The sequence below is a fragment of the Natrialba aegyptia DSM 13077 genome, assembly GCF_000337535.1.
GTDB classification, from domain to species: Archaea; Halobacteriota; Halobacteria; order Halobacteriales; family Natrialbaceae; genus Natrialba; species Natrialba aegyptia.
This window is the reverse complement of sequence record NZ_AOIP01000013.1, coordinates 1-16,742: the sequence shown is the minus strand read 5'-3', so window position 1 is coordinate 16,742 and position 16,742 is coordinate 1. Positions and strand designations below refer to the sequence as shown.

Sequence of the window (16,742 nt, the reverse complement as noted above, 5' to 3'; positions counted from 1 at the left end):
GGCTACTACGAGACGCCGCGCCAGATCGATCTCTCGGAGCTCGCCGACCGACTGGACGTCCCGCGGTCGACGCTCTCCTATCGGCTTCGGCGGGCGGAGGCGACGCTCGCGTCGACGTTCGTCGGCGAGATGGAAACGATCGAACTGGCGGCGGGGTTGTGAACTCGGGGATTCGGGGACTTGCGGACTCGAGAATTCGAAGATTGTCGCGCCCCGACTCCGGATTTGGCGCACGCCAAATAACCCGTATACTGGTGGGGAAAGTATGAGGGAGTAATGAGAGATTCACCACCGAGTGTGCCGCCCGATTCGTCGGATTCAACACCATCAGGAACCGATCGAACGCTCGAGTTGCGGGTCCCCGAAATGGACTGTCCCTCCTGTGCCGGCAAGGTGACGAAGAGCGTCGAGCGACTCGACGGCATCGACGACCTCGACCCGCGGGTGACGAGCGGCCGCTTGCTCGTCCGGTACGACCCGGCGCGGACGAGCGAGTCCGAGATTCGGGACCGCGTACGGGCAGCCGGCTATCAGATCGCGGACGAGGACAGCGACGCCGGAGCGGCTGAACTCTCGCTGTCGGTTCCCGAGATGGACTGTGCGTCGTGCGCGAACAAGGTCGAGAACGCGCTCGCGGCTCTCGACGGCGTCGACGAGATCGAGACACAGCCCACATCGGGCCGCGTGACGGTCGCGGTCGACGACGAGACGAGCGCCGACACGGTCGTCGATGCGGTCGGCTCGGCCGGCTACGAGGCGACGCCGATGGACGGCAACAGCGACGAGATCGGGTTCGGCGACGACGACTCGATCTGGCGGAGCCGCCGCGCCATCGGCACGGCGATCGGCGGGGCCATCGCAGCCGTCGGGATGATCCTCGCCTTCGTCGTCCCGGCCGCCGATCCGACCCTCGGAACCGTCGCCGGCAGACCCTACGCGCTCTCGCAGCTTCTGTTCATCGCGGCCGCCGCGGTCGCCGGCGCGCCGGTCCTCCGGAACGCCGTCTATTCGGTCCGCAACCGGAGCCTGGATATCGACTTCCTGATGGGCGTCGGCATCGTCGCCAGCGTGGCCGCACACCACCCCTTCGAAGGGGCGATGCTCGCGGTCCTGTTCTCGGTCGCGGAGCTCCTCGAACGCTTCTCGATGGACCGCGCCCGCAACTCGCTGCGCGAACTGATGGACCTCTCCCCCGACACCGCGACCGTCCGCCGCGACGACGGCTCGACGGAAACCGTTTCCGCCGACGAACTCGCGGTCGGCGACGTGGTCGTCGTTCGGCCCGGCGAGAAAATCCCCGCCGACGGCGTTGTCATCGAGGGCCAGAGCGCGGTCGATCAAGCCCCGATCACGGGCGAGAGCGTGCCCGCCGACAAGCGCGAAGGCGACGAGGTCTTCGGCGGGACGATCCCCGAATCGGGCTATCTCGAAGTCGAAGTCGAGAGCGAGGCCGACGACTCCACCATCGCCCGCATCGTCCGGACCGTCGAGGACGCCGAGCGCGACCAGACGAAACGCGAGCAGTTCGTCGATCGCTTTGCGAGCGTCTACACGCCGCTCGTCGTCGTGTTCGCGCTCGCCGTCGCGACGCTGCCGCCGCTGCTTACCGGTGCCTCGTGGAACACGTGGTTCCTGCGCGGGCTCACGCTGCTGGTCATCGCCTGCCCCTGCGCGTTCGTCATCTCCACGCCCGTCAGCGTCGTCTCGGGCATCACGAGCGCCGCCCGCAACGGCGTCCTGATCAAGGGCGGTCGCCACCTCGAAACCACCGGCGAGAGCGACGTACTCGCCGTCGACAAGACCGGCACGCTGACCACTGGCGATCTCTCCGTTACCGACGTGATCCCGCTCGAGGGTGCCACCGAGGCGGACGTCCTCCGCCGCGCCAGCGCCGTGGAACGGCGGAGCGAACACCCCGTCGGCCGGTCCATCGTCGGCTACGCCGACGAGCAGGGAATCGACGGTCGCGACGCCGGCGTCTCGAACTTCGAGGCCCTGACCGGCAAGGGCGTCCGCGCTGAACTCGACGGGGAAACACACTACGTCGGAAAGCCGGACCTCTTCGACGGACTCGCGGATCTCGAGCACGTCCACGCGACGACCGACGGCGGCGTCGCGGTCGTCGACGCGCCCGACCGCTCGCAGTGTGAGCGCGAGGGGTGTCTCGACGTGCTCGAGGACGTCGTTCCGAAACTGGAGCGAGACGGCAAGACCGTCGTCGTCGTCGGGACCGAAGACGACCCGCTCGGCGTCATCGCCGTCGCGGATCGCGTTCGACCGGACGCCGAATGGGCCGTCTCGCGGCTCCAAGAGCAGGGCGTTCGCGTCGTGATGCTCACCGGCGACAACGAGGGGACGGCCCGCGCCATCGCCGAGCAGGTCGGTATCGACGAGTTCCACGCGGAATTGCTTCCCGATGAGAAACTCGCGTGGATCGAGCAACTCGAAAGCGAGAGCGACGAGGCCCGCGTCGCGATGGTCGGCGACGGGATCAACGATGCGCCCGCGATGGCCACCGCGAGCGTCGGGATCGCGATGGGCGCAGCGGGGACGGACACGGCCCTCGAAACCGCCGACGTGGCGTTGATGGGTGACGACCTCACCCGGCTGCCGTATCTCTTCGATCTCTCGAAGACGGCCACCGGCGTCATCCGACAGAACATCTGGGCGAGTCTGGCGGTGAAAGCCGTGCTCGCGATCGGTGCTCCGATCGGACTCGTGACGGTTATTCACGCGGTCATCATCGGCGACATGGGCATGAGTCTCGGCGTGACCGGCAACGCGATGCGGCTCGCAAACGTGGAGCCGGAGACGCCGGCCGCCGACACCGGTCCGAACTCTCCCAAGACGAACTGACGCCTGACGCGCGACGATCTCACTCGGTTCGGTCGCCGAAACCGGGAGCGCTTTCCTTCTCGAACACCTCTTACAGTATCCCGTATGATGGACGAGGCCGAATCCGTGCTGCGCCGGGACCCGGTCATGAACCGGCTGATCGAAACGCACGATCCCTACGTCGAACCCGATTGGACCGAGTACGAACGCCTCTGCATTTCGATCATCAACCAGCAACTCTCGACCGCGAGCGCGGCTGCCGTCCGCGAGCGCGTCTTCGATCACTTCGGCGGCGAACTCACTCCCGAAGCAGTGCTTGCAGCCGAGGAGGAACCGTTGCGCGACGCCGGTCTCTCCCGCAGCAAAGTCTCGTATCTGCAAAACGCTGCCCGGGCGTTTCAAGAGAACGACTACACCCGCGAGGGCCTGGCCGAGTTCAGTAACGCGGCGGTCGTCGACCAACTCACCGAGATCACGGGGATCGGTGCGTGGACGGCTCGGATGTACCTCCTGTTCGTGCTAGAACGGCCCGACATCCTGCCGCTGGGCGACCTCGCCGTCCGCCGCGGAATCGACGAACTCTACGGCGACGGCGCGGAGTTGACGCGGGCCGAGATGCGCGAGATCGCCGAGGCGTGGCGGCCCTATCGGAGCGCGGCGACGCGATACATCTGGGCCGAGTACGAGGCGGAATCGAGTATCGACGTTACCGACCTGGTCAACGCCGACGGCTAACCGACGGTCCCCATCCAGGCGAGCGCCTTCCGAGCAGTACCAGCCGTCGAGTTCAGTGCCGGTAATCGATCACTGTCCGCGTCGATCCTCGCAGCCGATGACTGTCATCGAAGTCGGGACGAGTTCGCAATCCGTTATTACGATTTTTCGCCCGGTGCCGACACGATACGAGTACTGATTCAGGGACGGAAACCGAGAACTGATTCGAAGAGACGGCCCCGCCGACTGAAGTACAGTCCGATTGCAGGGGCGACTATGTCCGAGGACCCATCCGACAGTTCGTCGAACGCGAACGCGAGCGCGAGGCCGACAGAGAATTCGGGGACCCGCCGGCGGCGCGCTCACCGCCGAATGACCACTGATCCCGACCGAATCCGGGAGTGGGCCGAGTCCCGCGACGCCGTTCCCGTCTCGTACGGCGGCGAAGGCAGCGGTGGCGGTTACGACTACACGCTCGCCCGTCGAGACGACCTCGAGGACCACCACGAAGAGCAGTCCTGGGACGAGTTCAGCGAGACGTTCAGCAACGAGGATCTGGTGTTCGTCTACGAGGCCACAGAGCCCGCAGCGAAAGACCGCGGCCACGGCGCGACGGACACGGCCGAAACCGACGTCGAAGACGAAGCCGATGCGCAACCGGACGGCGACAATCCCTCGCTCGGCACCTTCGAACTCGTCGACCGAACCCGGGCCTTCGACCGCGTCGAGCTCGGCGAGAGCGAACTCGAGGACCGACTCCGACAGGGCGAGCGCGTCACAACTGAACTCGTCGAAACGCAGCGAATCGAGCGCGATATCGTCGAACGCGACACGCTCGAGAGTGAGATTGTCGACTCGGAACTCCTCGAACGCCGCGTCGTCGACTCCGAACTCCTCGACCGGGAGGCCGTCGATATCGAGTTCGTCGACGAGTCGCTCGTCGAGGTCACGACCGACGAGGCCCGTCTCGAAACGGTCGAGGAGATCGAGCGCTACACGGTCGAGAGCCGCGTCGTCGACGTCGATATCGACCACAACGACGCGCTCACTCGAGACGAAATCGCGACGGACGATGCCTTCGAGCGCGTCCAGGAATCGATTCTCGAGAGCGACATCGTCCGGACGGACGCCGACCCCGATGCCGTCGTCGAACAGGAAGTCATCGAGAGCAAGCGCGGCGAGGGCGATACCGTTCGGAGCGACCTCATCGAGCGTCGCACCGTCGAAGACGAAATCGACGAACGGCTCGTGATGCGCTTTGCGCTCGAGGACAGCGACATCCTCGATTCTGAACTCGTCAGCAGCACGGTTCTCGAGGGGGAGATCATCGACAGCGAGGAGTACGAGACGATGGCGGCGGAGGAGATGCGTTCGCCGGCCGGAGCGGCGGGAGATGCCGAGTCGGGCGAGGGTGCGACAGGAGAAATGGACGCAGAAGCAGAGTCCGGGGGGATGGAGACGGCGGAGATGGAGTCCGGCGGGAGCGATCAGACGAAAGCGCTGGAGACCGGAACGGCCGGTAACGAGGAGACTGCTGCCGGCGAAGGGGCGGAGATGGCTGAACCGAGTGGAGCCGGTGCGGAATCGGCTTCGGCGGAGGCCGGAACGGGGTCGGCGGCCGGTGACGAGATGGAAACGGGTGCGGGTGAGATGGACGAAACGCGAGACGGAACTGGAGAACCCGAAATGGGTGCGGAGTCGGAGTCGCCGGGAGAGCCGGAGTCGGAGTCAGAGCCGGAGTCGGAGACCCCGACCGTAGACCCGGATGCGACGGCATCGATTTCGGCTTCGGATCAGGGAAAGAACGTCGTCGACGAGTCGGGGAATCAGATCGGGATTATTTCGACCGTTGAGGAGGGGACCGCGTACGTCGATCCGAAGCCGGGGCTTACGGACCGGCTACGGGCGCGACTCGACTGGGGCGGTCACAGCGACGACGAGTATCCGGTCGAGCCGGCACAGATAACGGCGGTAAGAGAGGACGAGGTGGTCGTCAGAAGCGAATGAAGGGCACGCGCTGAGAGAACGGGTATTCGAGTGCGTTCGGAAACCGCAAGTGGCGTTCCTCGAGCGGGTCGGCGTCGCCGGAAAAACCGAGCGTTCGAACCGAAGTTTCGAGTTGCGGCCGTGCGATGCTCGGATTCCGGCCGTTACTCGAGGTCGAAGCGATCGAGCATCATCACTTTGTTCCACGTGTCCGCGAAGTCACGCACGAACTTCTCCTCCGAGTCGTCGGAGGCGTAGACGTCCGCGATGGCTCGCAGCCGAGCGTTCGAACCGAAGACGAGATCCGCGCGGGTAGCCGTCCACTCGACCGCACCCGTCTCGCGGTCGCGCAGGTCGAATACCTGGTCGGTCTCGGAGTCGGCAGTCGCCTCCCAACCCATGATGTCCTGGGAGTCGTCGGACGCTTCCCACTCGTAGTCCATGTCGAGCAGGTTCACGAAGAAGTCGTTGGTCAACGTCTCCGGCTGGTCGGTGAGGACTCCGAGTTCAGAGTCCTGGTAGGTCGCGTTCAGTGCGCGCATACCGCCGACTAGCACCGTCATCTCGGGGGCCGTCAGATCTAGGAGGTCTGCTTTGTCGACCAGCAGTTCCTCCTGTGACCGGTCGGCCTCGTCCGAGTAATAGTTACGGAACCCGTCGGCTTCGGGTTTGAGCGCCTCGAAGGACTCGACGTCAGTCTGTTCCTGCGTGGCGTCGGTCCGACCCGGTTCGAACGGAATCTCCACGTCGTAGCCGGCGTCCGCCGCAGCACGTTCGACGGCCGCGTTCCCACCCAGCACGATCAGATCGGCCAGCGAGACTCGCACGTCGTCGGACCGCGAGCCGTTGAACTCTTCCCGAATCGCTTCGTAGGTCGAAAGCACCGTCTCCAGCTGGTCCGGTTCGTTTACCTCCCAGTTCTTCTGCGGTTCGAGACGGATGCGAGCCCCGTTTGCGCCGCCGCGCTTGTCGCTGTCGCGGTACGTCGACATCGACGCCCAGGCGGTCTTGACCAGCTGGGAAATCGAGAGATCCGACGCGAGGATCTCTTCTTTGAGCTCGCTGATCTCCTCGTCGCCGATCAGGTCGTAGTCGGCGTCGGGGATCGGGTCCTGCCACAGTAGTTCCTCGTCCGGTACTTCCGGGCCGAGGAATCGCTCTGCCGGACCCATATCGCGGTGGATCAGCTTGTACCAGGCCTTCGCGAATTGCTCACGGAACTCGTCGGGATTCTCCTGGAAGCGCTCGAGAATCTCCCGGTAGTCGGGATCGCGCTTGAGTGCGATGTCCGTCGTCAGCATCATGACGTCTTCTTTCTCCGACGGATCTTCGGCACCCGGTGCGGCTTCGTCGAGTTCACCGTTCTGCGTGGTCCACTGCCAGGCACCGCCGGGGCCCTTTTCAGGCCACCACTTGTACTCGAGCAGGGTGTTGATGTAGCCCATGTCCCACTGGGTCGGCGTGGTGTTCCACGGGCCCTCAATCCCGCTGGTGATCGCGTCGGCCCCCTTGCCGGAGCCGTGGCTGCTCTCCCAGCCGAGTCCCTGCTGATCGATAGGAGCCGCTTCGGGCTCGGGACCGACGTGTTCGTCGGGATCCGCAGCGCCGTGGACTTTCCCGAACGTGTGTCCGCCGGCGATGAGTGCGGCCGTTTCCTCGTCGCTCATTGCCATCAGTCCGAACGACTCTCGAATCCGTTCCGCCGACTTTTCCGGATCCGGCTCGCTGTCGGGTCCTTCCGGATTCACGTAGATGAGGCCCATCACAGTGGCGGCAAGCGTCCCTTCGAGTTCGCCGTTCTCGTCGAAGCGATCGGACCCTTCCCACTCGTCCTCGGGCCCCCAGTCGACGGCCTCATCGGGCTGGTATTCGTCCTCGCGTCCGCCGGCGAAGCCGAACGTCTCGAATCCCATCGATTCGAGGGCGACGTTACCGGCCAGAACGATCAGATCGCCCCACGAGAGCTTGCGGCCGTACTTCTGCTTGACCGGGGCGAGCAGTCGGCGCGCCTTATCGAGGTTCGCGTTGTCGGGCCAGCTGTTGAGGGGCGCAAAGCGCTGTCGACCGCCGGCAGCGCCGCCGCGACCGTCGCTGGTGCGGTACGTGCCGGCGCTGTGCCACGCCATCCGAATGAAAAGGGGGCCGTAGTGGCCGTAGTCGGCCGGCCACCAGTCCTGCGATGTCGTCATAACGTCCTCGATGTCCGCCTTCACTTCCTCGAGGTCGAGTTTCTCGAACTCCTCGGCGTAGTCAAAGTCCTCGTCCATCGGATTGGACGTGGGGACGTTCTGATCGAGGAGGTCCACGTTCAACCGGTTTGGCCACCAGTCTCGGTTTGACTTAGTCATCAGTGTGTGATTGCTGCGTTCGCCTATTAAGATTTGCTAATCAGGTATGATGTCTTCGCTACGACCCAAGCAATCTTCTGAACGGAGGAATTTTTATCAGTGATATATTCGCACTGTGTCTTCGGGACAACCCCTGAGACCGGTACTGGATGACCGTCGATACGATCGGCGGTTTGAAAACCAAGATACCTCCCGCGATCGCTTCGAGGGAACGATCGGTGTGGCAAACGCAACTATCGATTCCGGTTCCTCCCGAGAGAGTTCTCGAAACCGAAACGTGGATTCCCGGACCGGTCGGCCGGTCGCCCGTCTACTCTTCTTCCTCCGGAAGATCATCCGCGTCGCGATCTGCACGCCGGCCGACGTCGACGCGGTAGTGTGAGAGAATGTCCCGTCCGAGTAAAACCGGGTAATCCATGTGGTCCCGATCTTCGACGCTCGCTGTCACGGTGTGTTGGTTTCCGCCGACGCCAACGACGACGTCGACGACCGGACGGCTCCGCGCGGTCTTGCTGCTGCCGGATTTGACCCGCGTAATCGACTTGATCGGCCCGGCTCCGATCTCGGCTGCGAGGCCGGTGTCGATACTCGTTCTGGTCGCGCCCGTGTCCGATTTCGCCAGGACCCCCGTCGACCCGCTCGTCCCCGAGAGGATAACTTCCTCGGTGTAGCCGATCACTGTCGGCTCCGTTTCGGGTTGCGTTTGCCTGATCGGTTGTGCACCTGGCTGGGAGTCGTCGAGTTCAGTCGCGAGTTCGTCGACGCGGTCCTGGTCGACGGTGCCGCCGGCGTGTTCGATGGCGAGTTTGGCGATGTAGGGGGCGGGGCTGATCCGGGTGGCTTCGTAGAGCCCTTTGAAGCCCGCCGTCGGGTTTACTTCGAGGACGTACCAGCCGTCGTCGCTTTCGACGAGGTCGACGCCGGCGTAGTCGAGGCCGATGGCGTCCGCGGCGCGGGTGGCGAGTCGTCGTGCGGGATCGGGGAGGTCGTCGGTTGCGTCTTCGACGGTGCCGCCGAGGGCGACGTTCGTCCGCCAATCGTTGTCGGGCGCGTAGCGGTACATCGCCCCGATGATCGTGCCGTCGACGACGTAGATGCGTACGTCGCGGTGGCGTCGGTCGTCGCGGTCGATGAGTTCCTGGAGGAACGCATAGCGGTTGCCGACTTTGGCGTTCACGGGATCGCCGGGGCCGACTTTCCAGGTGCCGCCGCCGTGGGTGCCGATCGCCGTCTTATAGACCGCTTCGTCGCCGTATCGATCGCGGACCGCGTTCAGTTGGTCGCTGCTGAGGGCGAGGACGACGTTGGGGACCTGCACAGCAGCCGCTGCAAGTGCCGTCGCTGTCGAGAGTTTGTGCATCGCGGTGAGCACCGTCGCCGGGTCGTTGAGCATCGGGACGACCTGGGCGAACGTGTTCGCGAGACCGAGTTCTTCCGCGGGTTGTTCGGTGTTCGAAAGGAGCATCCGGTTGGCGATGACATCGACGGCGGGTTCGAGGTCGATGCGACCATCCGTGACGCTGATCGAGGTGTTTTCGTGGCGGAGCCACTCGGTATTGTGTCCGAGTTCATCGACGGCGTTGAGTATTGCTTTCGTCTCCTTGCTCGTGTGAAGACTCAGTACCCCGACGGTGACGGGATCGGCAACGGCCATACCACTTCCACACCGACGGACGGGAAAAGTATTGGCTGGCGCTGTTCGCAGTGAGAGTGTCGTGCGGGCGTGACTACCTGCCGTATCACGTCGCTGTCTCACCGGATCGCTGCACGGACCTCGCGCGGATCGACGAGGCCGCTCACGACGGCGAGAACGGCCCACGTGGCCGCGCCGAGTGCGACTGCGCCACCGAGCATCACGAGGTTCGACACCATCGGCGTGACGAGCAAGACGGCGACCGCCATCACGCCAGTAATGACACAAATCTGGCCCATCGACCGCCCGAGCCGATCGAGGTGGAGCGAGAGTTCGGCGTGAACGATGTAGAGGTTCACGGCGACGTAGACTGTGTGGGTGATGACGGTTGCAATCGCGGCTCCGACGACGCCGAGCATCGGGATGAGCAGGAGGTTGAGGCCGAAGTTGGCGGCCGAGGTGCCGCCCTTCGCGATGGCACGAGCGCGTGCGCGACCAAGGTAGTCGAGACTGTCGCTGGTCAGGTTCGTAACCGCCTGCAGAACGACGAACCCGGCGAGGACCTGCAAAACGGGAACGGCACCGGCGTAGTCGGGACCGAAAACCATTCTGACGAACGGTTCGGCGACGATCACGAGACCGACCGCAGCCGGCACGTACAGGAGCATCGTCTGTACGAGCGAGGTTTCGTAGATCTGCCGGGCCTGTTCGAGTTGGTCCGCGGCCTTCTGTTCCCCGAAGTTCGGCGAAATCGTAAAGCCGAGCGCCTCCGCGGGCGCGAGGACGAAATCCGTGATCTGCTTGCCGAGCGTATAGAAGGCGACCGCAGTCGGCGTCAGGAGCGCCCCGACCAGTACCGTGTCGATTTGCTTGTCGATGACGTTGGCGCTCCGCGTCGCCGTCAGCGGAACGCTGTACTTGAGGAGGCGACGCGACAGACCGGGCTCGAACTCGTCGGCCGGCTCGTACGTGCGGTAAAACCGTTCGTAGAGGATGGTTATCCCGACCGCGGCGGCGACCGTATAGCCGATGACGTAGCCGAAAAGTGCACCGAGCGCGCCGAAGCCGGCGAGAACGAGCGCGATGACGAAGGCGAACCGGGCAACGCCGGCGATCGCCTGAATCGCAGCGCTATAGCCCAGTGCGTTGAATCCCTGGAACGCGACCTGCGAGAAGGCATTGAACGAGTTCACCACGATGTAGAGCGCGCCGATAGCGAGAAACGAGGCGACGCCGGGATTGCCGAGAACGGCGGCGAGGTCGTCGTAGACCACCAGGAGGACGAGCGCGACGACGCTGACGACACACAGTTTGGCGATGATCGTCGTCCGGAGGAGGTGGGGGATCTGACCGGGGTCTCGCTCGCTGTATTCGGAGATGTATCGAGCGCTCGACTTGCCGAGTCCGATGTCGGCGAACAGTTGGATGACGGCGAGGATACCGATCACCCAGTAGAGCGCGCCGTAACCGTCCGGATCGAGCAGAAACCGGGCGAGAACGAACATCAGCAGGGCGCTCGAGACCATATAGATGGCCCGAGCGACGAGCGTTGCCTTGAATCCGCGGACGATGTGATTCTGTGTCTCTGAGGTCATAGCGTGGGAACTGGTCCGGTACTCCCGATGTGCAGTAGGCGAGAGGCTGCGTCGAGTGGTCGAGCGAGACGGACGAACCGGTTGCAGTAGCGCGACCACAGCCGAGTACGCACTGCGTGTCCGAATGCGAGAAGGGCCAATTGTAATGCACAGACAACAGGAGTAGGCTCGGCGTACCGACCGGGAAAGAGACCAGCGCGACGAACTCGCGATCAGTAGTTCGGCCCCAATCCGAACGATCCACCGCGAGTTCCCCTTCCATCACGAGTTCTCCTGCGGCCGAGTTCACCGCACTCCGATCACGGATTACGACCGCTGGAGATCACAGATACGACGCGTCCCAGCGCGTCGCCTTCCGCCGATTCCCGCAGACGTTACACTCGATCCGACCCATCGCGTCCATCGCGTTTTCGAGCGAATCGCAGTTCCCGCAGAACCAGCCGTACTGCGTCGTCCGCTCCTTGTCCTCGTAGGCGACGTAGAACGGCGACTGCGATCCGCGGGCCGCCTCGCCGTAGTTGACGTAGACCGTCGTCCCGTCGATATCGAGTTCATCGACGGCTCCCCAGCCCTCGTCGCCGACGTCTCGCTCGACGTAGACGTTCTCCGTGAACGTCTCCTCACCGATGTCGACCTCGCGCTGGCCGGCCTGTTCGAACCCGTGTTCCCGGTAGAACTCGTTGCCGCCCTCGTTGTCCGCGAGGACGAAACACTCGATCTGATCGGCCCCCGAATCGAGCAGTTTCTCGCGAGTGCGGACGAGCAGGCGGACGCCGGTGCCGCTGCCGCGCGCATCCGGGTCGATGTGGAGCCAGAGAATCCGCCCGGTGCCGTACTGCTGGCCGACGAGGTCGCTCTGGGAGTAGCCGACGAGTTCGTCGTCGCGTTCGACCACCAGGATGACCGCATCGTCGCTCTCGAGTTCGTCGGCGAAGCCGTCACTGTACCACTGGTCGATGGCGTCATCGATCGTCTCGCTGTCGAGAAAGTCGGTATACGTCGAGTGCAGTGAATCACGTGCGATCGATCGAATCGTCTCGACATCGTCGATAGTTGCTTCGCGCAGTTCCATGCGCGAGTGTATCATGACCTCGTATAAAACGTATGCCCCGGCTTGAACAGTGTCTACCCCGAACGACAGCAGGGACGAAGATTCACGTCACTGCCGGTCGAGAAACGCCCATGGGAGGTGACACGCCGGCCGATGGCTCGTCGAACGCGGACACGGACACCGGCACGGACACGGAGCTGAACTCGTCGGGGGCGACGGGTGGAGATGGCACTGCGGCTGAGAGCGATGAGGCGTTCACATACAACGGTGGCCGAGTCGATCCCGGCGAATCGGCGAACATCCGCTATGGAATCAGCGAGACGTATCTCGGAGATCCGATCAGGATTCCGGTGACGATCATCAACGGGGCGAAACCGGGGCCGACGGTCTGTCTCTCCGCTGCGGCTCACGGGGACGAACTCAACGGGATCGAGGTCGTCCGCGAAGTCGCCCACGACTGGGATCATTCGGAATTACACGGAACGCTGGTTTGCCTGCCCGTGATGAACGTCCCCGGCTTTCTCGCCCAGGAGCGGTATCTGCCGATTTACGATCGGGATCTGAACAGATCGTTCCCCGGTCGGGAGGGCTCGACGAGCGCCCGCCGAATGGCATACCATATCTTTACGAACTTCATCGAACCCTGTGATCTGGGGATCGACTTTCACACATCCACTCGCGGGCGAACGAACATGCTCCACGTCCGAGCAGATCTCGATAACTCAACGGTCGTCCGACTCGCGAACGCGTTCAGTTCGAACGTCATCATCGGCGGCGACGGCCCGTCCGGAACGCTCCGCCGCGAGGCGACCGAGGCCGGCATCCCGACCATTACCGTCGAGATGGGGGAGGCCCACCGGTTTCAACGCCGCCTGATCGATCGCGCGCTGACCGGCGTCGCAAGCGTCCTCGCCGAGTTCGGCTGTCATCGCGAGTCCGCGGTTCACTGGCCCGGCTGGCGGGTCGTTATCACCGATGACGACGAGAAGACGTGGCTGCGCGCGGATGCGGGCGGAATCGTCGACATGAAACACGGACGCGGCGCGTTGGTCGAAGAGGGCGACGTGATCTGTACGATCACCAACCCGTTCAAGGAGGAGGACGATATCGTCGCCGTCGAGGCCCCGTTCACCGGACTCATCGTCGGCGTCCTCGAGAACCCGGTCGTGTATCCGGGGAATCCCCTCTGTCACCTCGTCGGCCTCGAACGCGACACGCGCACGGCATTAGAGCGCGAACAGCGGACCGAGCGGTCGCGGTCGGAGCTGCGATAGTCGAGATTCACGACCGTTCGAGAGGTGAACTCGGGTGCGAGTGAATCCGGATGGCTGGTAGAAACGGAGACGGGACGAAGAGGCAATGAGAGCGATAAAAGTAACTTCTATACCCCCGCGGTCTAACCGTCCACATGAGCGTATGAGTCAGTCTTACAATCGCGGCCTCATCGAGGACTTCGGTCGCTGGAAGGAGTTCTCGGCCGGCATGTGGGCGTGGATCTTCCACAAGTTCACCGGGTGGATGCTTATCGGCTATCTCTTCACCCACATCGCCGTGCTGAGTAGCGCCATCGCAGCGGCGAACGGAGAAACGATGATGCTCGCCGGAGAACAGGTTAACGCATACACCGGGACGATTCAGGGCCTCGAGGGGCTCTTTATCGTTCGCATACTCGAGGTCGGACTGCTGGCGGTCGCCGTCTTCCATATCTTGAACGGAATCCGACTCCTGATGGTCGATCTCGGTATCGGTCTCACTGCACAGGATAAGAGTTTCTACGCCTCGCTCGTTCTGACGGGCGCCATCACCGTTGCGAGCGTGCCGACCTTCCTCTCGGGGGTTGGTCTCTGATGGCGGAACGATATTCTTCGTTCACGCCCGGCGGCACGGCGTGGTTCCTCCAGCGCGTCACGGCGGCGTTTCTGATCGTCGTGCTCGCGTTCCACTTCTTCCTCTTGCACTTCGTCAACCACGCCGCCGAAGTCACTTTCATGGGAACACAGCAGCGAATGGACCACATCGGCTACTTCCTGACGATGGTTCTGTTCCTCGTCGCCGGTGCCTTCCACGGCGTCAACGGCGTCTACAACGCCCTCGTCAACCAGGGGCTGAGCGGCACCCCAAAGAAGGTTGTGCTCGCAGTGCTTAGCCTCGCAGGACTCGCGCTCGTCGCACAGGGAACCTACGTTGCGCTCGTCATGGCGGAGATGATCTAACATGAGTACCCAGCAACAAGAGCCGGAGAGTCAGGAATCGCCACAGGATCCGGAGATGAAAGGCACCGAGTCGCCCCAGCAGCGGCGACTCCGGGAAAAACAGGAGGGCATGGTCGAGGACCAGGCCGAAAAGGAGACCGAAGTCGAGGGCGAGACGGTCCACCTCAAGGTATTCCGGTACGATCCGGAGGTCGCCGACAAGCAGGAACCTCGCTTCGACGACTTCCACGTCCCCTTCGAGAAAGGGATGACCGTCCTCGACGCGGTCATGTACGCCCGCGACGAGTTCGACTCGTCGCTGACGTTCCGCCACTCCTGTCGGCAGGCGGTCTGCGGATCCGACGCCTTCTTCGTCAACGGCAAGCAGCGACTGGGTTGTAAGACCCAGATTTCGGACCTGCAACAGCCGGTTCGCATCGAACCGCTGCCCCACCAGGAGGTCGTCAAGGACCTGGTCGTCGACATGGACCACTTCTACGACCAGATGCACGCCGTCGAACCCTACTTCCAGAACGACGATACACCCGACTCGAGCGATCTGGAAGAACAGCGCCAGTCCCGCGAGAACCGCGAGAAGGTCAAGATGTCTACGCGGTGTATCTGGTGTGGCGCGTGCATGTCCTCGTGTAATATCGCCGCGGGCGACAACGAGTACCTCGGACCGGCAGCGATCAACAAGGCCTACAAGTTCGCGATGGACGACCGCGAACCCGAGGACGTCAAGGAGCACCGACTCCGCATCTTAGAGCAGGAACACGGCGTCTGGCGGTGTCAGACCCAGTTCTCCTGTACCGATGTGTGTCCGAAGGACATCCCGCTGACCGAGCACATTCAGGAGCTCAAGCGGGAGGCGGTCAAGAAGAACCTGAAGTTCTGGTAATATGTACGAACACGACGTCATCGTGGTCGGCGCTGGCGGCGCCGGCCTCCGAGCCGCGATCGCAGCGAACGAGGCAGGAGCCGACACGGCGATCGTCTCGAAACTCCACCCGGTCCGCAGCCACACCGGCGCGGCGGAAGGGGGGATCAACGCCGCACTTCAGGAGGGCGACGACTGGGAACTCCACGCCTACGACACGATGAAGGGCTCGGACTACCTGGCCGACGCGCCGGCGGTCGAGACCCTCGCTCAGGATGCTCCCGAAGACACCATCACGCTCGAACACTGGGGCATGCCCTTCTCCCGCGAGGACGACGGCCGCGTCTCCCAGCGCCCGTTCGGCGGCCTCTCGTACCCTCGTACCACCTACGCCGGCGCGGAGACCGGTCACCACCTGCTGCACACGATGTACGAGCAGGTCGTCAAACGCGGCATCCAGGTCTACGACGAGTGGTACGTGATGAACCTGGCGACGACCGACGAGGACGACCCCAACGACCGCCAGTGCGAGGGCGTCGTCGCCTACGACGTGCAGTCCGGAACCGTGGAGGGATTCAAGGCCAACCAGGGCGTCATCCTCGCGACCGGCGGCCCCGGCCAGGCCTTCGATCACACCACCAACGCCGTCTCCTGTACCGGCGACGGCCACGCGATGGCCTATCGCGCGGGCGCGCCGCTCGAGGACATGGAGTTCATCCAGTTCCACCCGACCTCGCTCCCGTCGACCGGCGTCCTCATCTCCGAGGGTGTCCGCGGTGAGGGCGGTATCCTCTACAACAACGAGGGCGAGCGGTTCATGTTCGAGTACGGCTACGCGAACAACTCCGGTGAACTCGCCAGCCGCGACGTCGTCGCCCGCGCCGAACTCACCGAGGTCAACGAGGGTCGGGGAATCGAGGATGAGTACGTTCACCTCGACATGCGCCACCTCGGCGAGGAGCGAATCATGGACCGACTCGAGAACATCCTGCACCTCGCGGAGGACTTCGAGGGCGTCGACGGCCTCGTCGAGCCGATGCCGGTCAAGCCCGGCCAGCACTACGCGATGGGCGGTATCGAGGTCGACGAGAACGGCCAGACCTGCGTTAACGGCCTCTACGCCGCCGGCGAGTGCGCCTGCGTCTCCGTCCACGGTGGGAATCGACTGGGCGGGAATGCGCTGCCCGAACTCATCGTCTTCGGCAAGCGCGCAGGCCGTCACGCCGCCGGCGAGGACCTCGGCGCACCCGAGATTCGGACCGGCTACGGCGACGACGTCGAGGACGAAGACGACACCGAGTTACCGGTTGCTCCCGGCGCGGCCGGACTCGATTCGTCCGACGCCGTCGCCGACGGTGGCGTCGCAGCCGAGACGGGAACGCTCGAGCGCGCCGTCGAACGCGAGCGAGAGCGCGTCGATCGCCTGATGGAGCGCGACGAGGGCGTCCAGCACGCCGAGATTCGCGCAAAGCTCCAGAAAGCGATGACCGACTACGTCAACGTCTTCC

Annotated in this window: 13 protein-coding genes; 9 read left to right on the top strand and 4 right to left on the bottom strand. The window is 64.0% G+C overall.

Annotated features, from left to right (window positions below):
- The 4 genes from C480_RS02945 to C480_RS02930 all read left to right on the top strand — a co-directional run.
- On the top strand, positions 1–162 hold a 162-nt coding region (locus C480_RS02945; protein ID WP_006664129.1), incomplete at its 5' end, for a helix-turn-helix domain-containing protein.
- Between the two features lie 114 nt (positions 163–276).
- Positions 277–2,856, top strand: a complete 2,580-nt coding sequence (locus tag C480_RS02940; protein ID WP_049903129.1) for a heavy metal translocating P-type ATPase — start codon at positions 277–279, stop codon at positions 2,854–2,856.
- An 84-nt stretch (positions 2,857–2,940) separates the two neighbouring features.
- On the top strand, positions 2,941–3,570 hold the full coding sequence (locus C480_RS02935) for a DNA-3-methyladenine glycosylase family protein (RefSeq protein ID WP_006664127.1): 630 nt from the start codon (positions 2,941–2,943) through the stop codon (positions 3,568–3,570).
- 255 nt (positions 3,571–3,825) lie between these two features.
- Positions 3,826–5,556 (top strand): hypothetical protein, encoded by a 1,731-nt coding sequence (locus C480_RS02930; protein ID WP_006664126.1) that lies wholly within the window; start codon positions 3,826–3,828, stop codon positions 5,554–5,556.
- A gap of 143 nt (positions 5,557–5,699) precedes the next feature.
- Here C480_RS02930 and katG read toward each other — a convergent pair whose 3' ends face one another.
- The 4 genes from katG to C480_RS02910 form a co-directional block, all read right to left on the bottom strand.
- The gene (gene katG / locus C480_RS02925; RefSeq protein ID WP_006664125.1) at positions 5,700–7,883 is read right to left on the bottom strand and encodes a catalase/peroxidase HPI; all 2,184 of its coding nucleotides are present in this window, start codon (positions 7,881–7,883) and stop codon (positions 5,700–5,702) included.
- Positions 7,884–8,193: 310 nt separating this feature from the next.
- Positions 8,194–9,537 carry a RimK family alpha-L-glutamate ligase gene (locus C480_RS02920; protein ID WP_006664124.1) on the bottom strand — a complete coding sequence of 448 codons (1,344 nt, stop codon included), beginning with the start codon at positions 9,535–9,537 and terminating at the stop codon, positions 8,194–8,196.
- A 98-nt stretch (positions 9,538–9,635) separates the two neighbouring features.
- Positions 9,636–11,111, bottom strand: a complete 1,476-nt coding sequence (locus C480_RS02915) for a flippase (RefSeq protein WP_006664123.1) — start codon at positions 11,109–11,111, stop codon at positions 9,636–9,638.
- 322 nt (positions 11,112–11,433) lie between these two features.
- Entirely contained in the window at positions 11,434–12,183 is a 750-nt protein-coding gene (locus C480_RS02910) for a GNAT family N-acetyltransferase (protein ID WP_006664122.1), read from the bottom strand.
- 110 nt (positions 12,184–12,293) lie between these two features.
- Here C480_RS02910 and C480_RS02905 point away from each other — a divergent pair, with 110 nt between their 5' ends.
- The 5 genes from C480_RS02905 to C480_RS02885 all read left to right on the top strand — a co-directional run.
- Positions 12,294–13,436, top strand: coding sequence for a succinylglutamate desuccinylase/aspartoacylase family protein (locus C480_RS02905; protein WP_006664121.1), 1,143 nt, complete (start codon positions 12,294–12,296; stop codon positions 13,434–13,436).
- Positions 13,437–13,578: 142 nt separating this feature from the next.
- Positions 13,579–14,010, top strand: coding sequence for a succinate dehydrogenase, cytochrome b556 subunit (sdhC, locus tag C480_RS02900; protein ID WP_006664120.1), 432 nt, complete (start codon positions 13,579–13,581; stop codon positions 14,008–14,010).
- Complete coding sequence (locus tag C480_RS02895; protein ID WP_006664119.1) at positions 14,010–14,375, top strand: succinate dehydrogenase subunit D; 366 nt, start codon at positions 14,010–14,012, stop codon at positions 14,373–14,375. The genes sdhC and C480_RS02895 overlap by 1 nt, the downstream gene beginning before the upstream one ends.
- A gap of 1 nt (position 14,376) precedes the next feature.
- The gene (locus C480_RS02890; protein ID WP_006664118.1) at positions 14,377–15,255 is read left to right on the top strand and encodes a succinate dehydrogenase/fumarate reductase iron-sulfur subunit; all 879 of its coding nucleotides are present in this window, start codon (positions 14,377–14,379) and stop codon (positions 15,253–15,255) included.
- Position 15,256: 1 nt separating this feature from the next.
- Positions 15,257–16,742 (top strand): FAD-binding protein (locus tag C480_RS02885; RefSeq protein ID WP_006664117.1); only part of this gene is annotated, 1,486 nt, incomplete at its 3' end.

Coding starts and splice junctions, on each gene's coding strand:
- C480_RS02920 (WP_006664124.1), bottom strand. CDS start 9,537: ATGGCCGTTGCCGATCCCGTCACCGTCGGGGTACTGAGTCTTCACACG.
- C480_RS02905 (WP_006664121.1), top strand. CDS start 12,294: ATGGGAGGTGACACGCCGGCCGATGGCTCGTCGAACGCGGACACGGAC.
- sdhC (WP_006664120.1), top strand. CDS start 13,579: ATGAGTCAGTCTTACAATCGCGGCCTCATCGAGGACTTCGGTCGCTGG.
- C480_RS02940 (WP_049903129.1), top strand. CDS start 277: ATGAGAGATTCACCACCGAGTGTGCCGCCCGATTCGTCGGATTCAACA.
- C480_RS02910 (WP_006664122.1), bottom strand. CDS start 12,183: ATGGAACTGCGCGAAGCAACTATCGACGATGTCGAGACGATTCGATCG.
- C480_RS02895 (WP_006664119.1), top strand. CDS start 14,010: ATGGCGGAACGATATTCTTCGTTCACGCCCGGCGGCACGGCGTGGTTC.
- C480_RS02935 (WP_006664127.1), top strand. CDS start 2,941: ATGATGGACGAGGCCGAATCCGTGCTGCGCCGGGACCCGGTCATGAAC.
- katG (WP_006664125.1), bottom strand. CDS start 7,883: ATGACTAAGTCAAACCGAGACTGGTGGCCAAACCGGTTGAACGTGGAC.
- C480_RS02890 (WP_006664118.1), top strand. CDS start 14,377: ATGAGTACCCAGCAACAAGAGCCGGAGAGTCAGGAATCGCCACAGGAT.
- C480_RS02930 (WP_006664126.1), top strand. CDS start 3,826: ATGTCCGAGGACCCATCCGACAGTTCGTCGAACGCGAACGCGAGCGCG.
- C480_RS02915 (WP_006664123.1), bottom strand. CDS start 11,111: ATGACCTCAGAGACACAGAATCACATCGTCCGCGGATTCAAGGCAACG.